4 protein-coding genes are annotated in these 5469 nt (G+C 67.4%); 1 reads left to right on the forward strand and 3 read right to left on the reverse strand.

All coding sequences use genetic code 11. The features are described 5' to 3' along the window. Window positions 1–848: PKD domain-containing protein (locus VGT06_11835; GenBank protein ID HEV8663808.1), on the forward strand; the 848-nt coding region annotated here is incomplete at its 5' end. A 558-nt stretch (window positions 849–1406) separates the two neighbouring features. On the opposite strand, the gene VGT06_11840 is transcribed toward VGT06_11835, so the two are convergent. From VGT06_11840 to radA, 3 genes are all read right to left on the reverse strand, one after another. Further along, a complete protein-coding gene (locus VGT06_11840) occupies window positions 1407–2450 on the reverse strand; it encodes a choice-of-anchor Q domain-containing protein (protein HEV8663809.1) in 1044 nt (347 codons plus the stop codon). A gap of 15 nt (window positions 2451–2465) precedes the next feature. Continuing rightward, the gene (locus VGT06_11845; GenBank protein ID HEV8663810.1) at window positions 2466–3428 is read right to left on the reverse strand and encodes a right-handed parallel beta-helix repeat-containing protein; all 963 of its coding nucleotides are present in this window, start codon (window positions 3426–3428) and stop codon (window positions 2466–2468) included. Window positions 3429–3996: 568 nt separating this feature from the next. Further along, window positions 3997–5358 carry a DNA repair protein RadA gene (gene radA / locus VGT06_11850; protein ID HEV8663811.1) on the reverse strand — a complete coding sequence of 454 codons (1362 nt, stop codon included), beginning with the start codon at window positions 5356–5358 and terminating at the stop codon, window positions 3997–3999. Window positions 5359–5469: the final 111 nt, after the last annotated feature.

A 5469-nucleotide genomic window follows, 5' to 3' on the forward strand; every position in this document is an offset into this window, starting at 1 on the left:
CGAGCTGGCCGGCGACCGATGCCGCCGGCCGGGCCCGGGCGGATGACCCGGCCACGGTCAATAGTGGGGCCGGCCCGGTCCCCTATGCCGACCGGGGGGCCCTCGAGTTCCTCCCGCCCCCGGTGGCGGCCCTCACGGTCACCCCGCCCACGGGGGAGGTCCCCCTCTCGGTGAGCCTCGATGCCTCGGGCTCCTTCGACCCGGATGGGGGGACGCTCACCGAGTACACCTTCGCCTTCGGCGATGGGACGACCGTCGGCCCCCAGGCGGACCCCACCGCCCCCCACACCTACGCCACGGCGGGGACCTTCACGGCGAGCGTCACGGTGACGGATGACGAGGGGGGGACCGCTTCCACCTCGCAGGTGATCACGGTGAATAGCTCGAACCTGGTTGGGAATCCCTCCTTCGAAGCCGACACGAGTGGCTGGAAGCCCTATCCGGGATCGGACACCGTGATGCAGCGGGTGCCGGGGGGGCAGGATGGGGCCTTCGCGCTGGAGGTGCGGGGCCCCGCGACCACGGCCCCGTTCGGCATCAACGACAGCCCCAATTGGGTTGCCAAGACCGCAGCGGCGGGGACCCGCTACCGCTTCAGCGCCTGGGTCCGGGCGGAGGCGAGCACCGGGAGGGCGCGGATCCGGGTCCGGGAGTACCTGAACGGGGGACAGGTCGGGACGACGACCTACTCCCCCTTCGTGCCGCTGACGCCGGCCTGGCAGCTGCTCACGGTCGACTACGTCACCCAGGCGGCCTCGTCCACTCTGGACGTGCAGGTGCTCGATTACCCGGTCACGACCGGCGAGGTCTTCCAGACAGACAGCATCGTCATCGAGGTCGTTCCGTAGCCCCAACCGGCTCGAGCGCCATGGACAGGGGAGCCGGCCCGCCGGCCCCCTCGTTGCTCGCGTCCCGCCCGGGGGGCCGAGCCGCCGGTAGGTCGCCTCCCTGCCGACCGCGCTGCGGTTCCCCGTCGCCTTTGGCGCTGAGCCGCGCGGCGCCCGCCCCGGCCTCTTCTCGCGCGCCGCCCCCGCCTTCCCCGCGGCGCCCGCCCCTGAACACAACGGCCCGGCGGTGGTGCCGAGTTACTGGCACCCGGCTGTGTTCGGATAGTCGAACGTCGGTAGCGGGTTCAGGTGATCACCCCCTTGGATACGGGGCGCGAGGCACGCTACGGAATCGTGCGCCTTGGCACGCACGCACCGTATCCCCGGCTTGCAGCGCCCCTCGCGGAGAGTGCGCGGGCCGGATTCCCCACCGGGCTCCCATTCGGTACTCCACGCGGCTGTTATCTTTGGTGCTCGCCTAGGGGATCACGCTTGCGGCCGCTAGCATTCCGCTAATCCCGGACACCCATGCCGCCTCGCCCTATCCCGACGCTGCCACGACGCCGCGCAGGCTACTTGCTACGGTAATAGCCGAATTGAGATGTTGTCCGTCTGGAAGACCTCGCTGTTGACCGCTGGGTAGTCGAGCACCTGCAAGTCCAAGGTCGATCCTCCAGTCACCACCACGTAGTCCACCGTCACCTGCTGCCACGTCGGCGAGAGCGTGACGGCTGTCGAATAGGTCGTAGTTCCCTGCTGGACACTGTTCAGATACTCCCGAACACGGAGCTTGGCTGAACCTGTGTTAGATGCTGAACGGACCCATGCGGCGAACCGGCACGTCCTCCCCACTGCAGCAGTCGTAGCGATCCAGTTCGGACTATCATTCGTTCCGAAGGTCACGAGCCCGGAGGCGGTCCCGGTCATTTCGAGCGCGTAAGATCCGCTTTGGCCACCAGAAACACGAGCTATGCCAGCCCCGTTGTAGTTGACCCAGCCGGTCGTGTCGGTCTCGAAGGACGGGTTGCCGACATGGTTGTGCGGGAACTCCAACGCGCCCCTATCGGCATAATTAGGGCTGCCAGCCCCGGTATTGGTGGTAGGATCATCCACCCGCGCCAAGCCGTCAGCATCCGTGGACGGCCAGTTTGACACTGAGGAATCAGCAGAGTCGAGGGCGGGCGAACCCGACTGCAGCGCGAAATCCCCGTTGGCCGCGTCAACGAAGCTCGGGTTCGATTCCAACCCATGTCCGTCATGCCCTGTGCTCTCGTTAAAGCTCCCCGTGCCAGTCACATCGGAGTACGTGACCCCATCGTACCTGATCCTCGCATTGTTGCTGGCGTTCCACCAAATATTGTAATCCGACAGGAACCCGGTCTTGGAGGTACTGTCTACCTGAAGGTTATAGCGCGTGCCGCTATTGTTCTCGGCACTGATGGAGTTGTAAATTTTAGTGCCTGTGGAACTGCTCTCTACGTTGAACCCGTCGCCGCTGTTCCCGTAAGCCACATCGCCGACGTGGATCGTCCCGGTCGAACTGCCCGTATGGTCGAATCCCTGCTGGGTGTTGCTCCAAGAGCGGTTCTGTTGGAAGATATTGTTGTGCGACGCTGCCCCCACCCAGAAGCCCGCATCCTAGTTATGGTGCACCAGATTCGCCGAGATCGTATTGTCTTCTGACCCGCTCACGAACAAGCCGTTGGCGCTGTTGCCCGTGAAGGTGTTGTAGGACGATTCATTCTTCTCAACCGTGTTCGCGTTCGCCGCAGCAGTGAGGACGATCCCGTGGTTCTTGTTGTCAGACGAGAGATTGCCGCTGATCGTACCTGCGGTGCATTTCTCGAACTGCATTCCGTAACTGTTGGCGAACTTGGTGGTGTTGTTCTTGACCACGAAGCCCGCGCACGTGCCACCACCAGTGGCACGGGCATAGATATTCTTGTTGTTTGCCCGCGTCACCGTGAAGCCCTCAATCGTGACGTAGGACTTGTTATCAGAATAGAAGCCCTCGCTACGCCGGCTAACCTTCATGTTCTGGGCGCCGGGGTTCCCGCCGCCCACGTTGGCATACAGTCCAGTCCCCGACACATACTTGTAGGTGTTTGCCGGCAGGGAGGCGGGGTCTGCGGTTGACTCTGTGAGGCGAGTGTCATTCTTGAACGCCTGGTTGGGACTCCAGGTCACGCTGCTCGCCAGATAGACGTTCCCCGAAAACAGAGTCCACTGAGCGGTGGTCGAGTAGTCGTCCGCGCCGTCAACGATGACGCCCGAGCCATTTGCCTTGACGACGAACTGGCTGCCGAGCACCCCGGACCCGGAGATAGCCACCCGCTCCCGATACGTCGCAGCCTTCACGATGACTGTGTTGCCTGCGGCTGCCCTCGCGGTGAGTGCCGCCTGGATCGTGCAGTAGGGCTGGCTCTCCGTCCCGGGATTGCTATCGCTGCATGACGCATTGGCGCCGTCCACGTAGTAGTCCGCGGCGAGGGCGCCCCCGGCACCCGCGAGCCAGCATGCCACGCCTAGGAGCGCGGCTACAACCATCAGCGTCCCTGGCGCGGCTCCCCGAACAGGCAGGATGGAATATTGCTGGCCCATGTTCCTCTGCCTCATTGGTGCGCTACGCCCGTGCGCCCCGTCGTTAGAGCAGCACCCCCCGGCTTGTGATCGGCCCGGGAGCGCATCCTGTTCCCCGGGTGGCAGCACCCCGCCCAGGGGCGCGCCAGCCTCGGAGCTGTCCCCTGGTCTTTACACATCTTGTGTACTGAGAGCTGCATAGGCGATGCCGAGGAATCGGCCAAAGGCGCCGGCCTGACCGTGGCGGGCTATCCGGGCGACCTACAAGACTCCCCCAAACGTCCGGTTGTGTCGCTCGGGGGCCTTCGGACTGGCGCGAAGGCCTGGGCTTCCTGGGCGGGGGAACCCCTGGCGGCCCCAGGCTGGCGAAGGAACAGGGGGGCCCGAAGACTCGCACTGAGGATGGCCCGGAGGATCCGGCGGAGCCCCTGGCGCCCCTTACCGATACGCCGGCGAAATCCCACGGGGCGAAAGGTATCAGCGAGCCGAGCCTACGAACCAAACAGCGAGCTAGGGGACGGAAAGGTGGGGCACCAGCAGGAATTGCCGGAGGAATTAGCCAAGCAGGAGGAGTGCTGATCCCAAAGAGTTATTTCCCCGGGAAGAGCATCTCGGGCAGGGCGGCGACGCGCCGGAGGCCTTCCAGCACGAGCCCCGGTGGCGCCGCCGCTCCGGTGTCGGCGGCGGGCAGGAGCGCCCGGGTGAACCCGACGCGGGCCGCCTCCGCCAGCCGGCGCGGGACCTGGCGGACCGATCGGACCTCCCCCGCCAGCCCCACCTCGCCGCAGCAGACCAGGCGCGGATCCACGGGGCGGCCCTGCGCGCTGCTGAGGACGGCGGCGATGACGGCCAGGTCGGCCGCGGGTTCCGTGACCCGGAGTCCCCCGGCCACGTTCACGTAGACATCGGCAGGGCCGAGGGCGAGACCCACGTGCCGCTCCAGGACCGCCAAGAGGAGGGCGAGGCGTTCCCGGTCCACGCCCCCCGCCACCCGTCGCGCCGCACCGAGCGCCGCCGGGGCCACCAGCGCCTGGACCTCCAGGAGCATGGGGCGGCTCCCCTCCAGCGCGGCGAGGACCGCGGAGCCCGGCGCCTGCTCCGGCCGCTCGCGGAGGAGCCGGGCGGACGGGTTGGCGACCTCGACCAGGCCCGCCTCCGTCATCTCGAACAGCCCCACCTCCTCGGTGGACCCGAAGCGGTGCTTGAGGACCCGCAGGACCCGGTAGGGATGCGTCTGCTCCCCCTCGAAGCTCAGGACCGTGTCCACCACGTGCTCCAGGGACTTCGGGCCGGCCAGGGTGCCGTCCTTGGTGACGTGGCCGATGAGCAGGGCGCTCATCCCCGTCTGCTTGGCAAGCCGCTGCAGCGCCGTGGCCGCCTCCCGGACCTGGCTGATCGTCCCGGGCGCCGACCCCAGGGCCTCCGCCGTCACCGCCTGGACGGAGTCCAGGATGAGCAGATGCGGGCGGGCGGCCTCCGCCTGGCCGAGGATCGCCTCCAGGCGGGTCTCGGTCAGGAGGGAGAGGCCCTCGGCCAGTGCGGCGAGGCGCTCGGCGCGGCTCCGGATCTGGCCCGCCGATTCCTCGCCCGAGACGTAGAGGACCCGCTGCCCGCCCCGCGCCGCGGCAGCCGCGGCCTGCAGGAGGAGAGTGGATTTCCCGATCCCCGGCTCACCCCCCAGCAGGACGAGCGACCCCGGCACCAGGCCTCCCCCCAGGGCTCGGTCCAGCTCCGCGAGGCCAAGCGGGGAGCGGGGGACGCCATCGGTCGGGACCGCGGTGATGGGGAGTGGGGCCGCACCCCCGGGAGCGGGCACCGCAGCCCCGACGCGGGCGGCCATCCGCTCTTCCAGGAGACTCCCCCAGGTACCGCAATCGGGGCACTTCCCCATCCAGCGCACGGTCTGGTAGCCGCACTGCTGGCAGACGAAGGCGGTCCGGGCTTTGGCCATGCAACGGTCCTCTCCGCCGCCGAAACCGACGCGCCGCCTGCGGGCCTGGAAACCGTGGGACGGGGCAACCAGAATGGGAACTAATACAAACGAGATAACTTGTGTGACAAA

Source organism: Candidatus Methylomirabilis sp., assembly GCA_036000645.1.
Classification (GTDB): Bacteria; Methylomirabilota; Methylomirabilia; order Methylomirabilales; family JACPAU01; genus JACPAU01.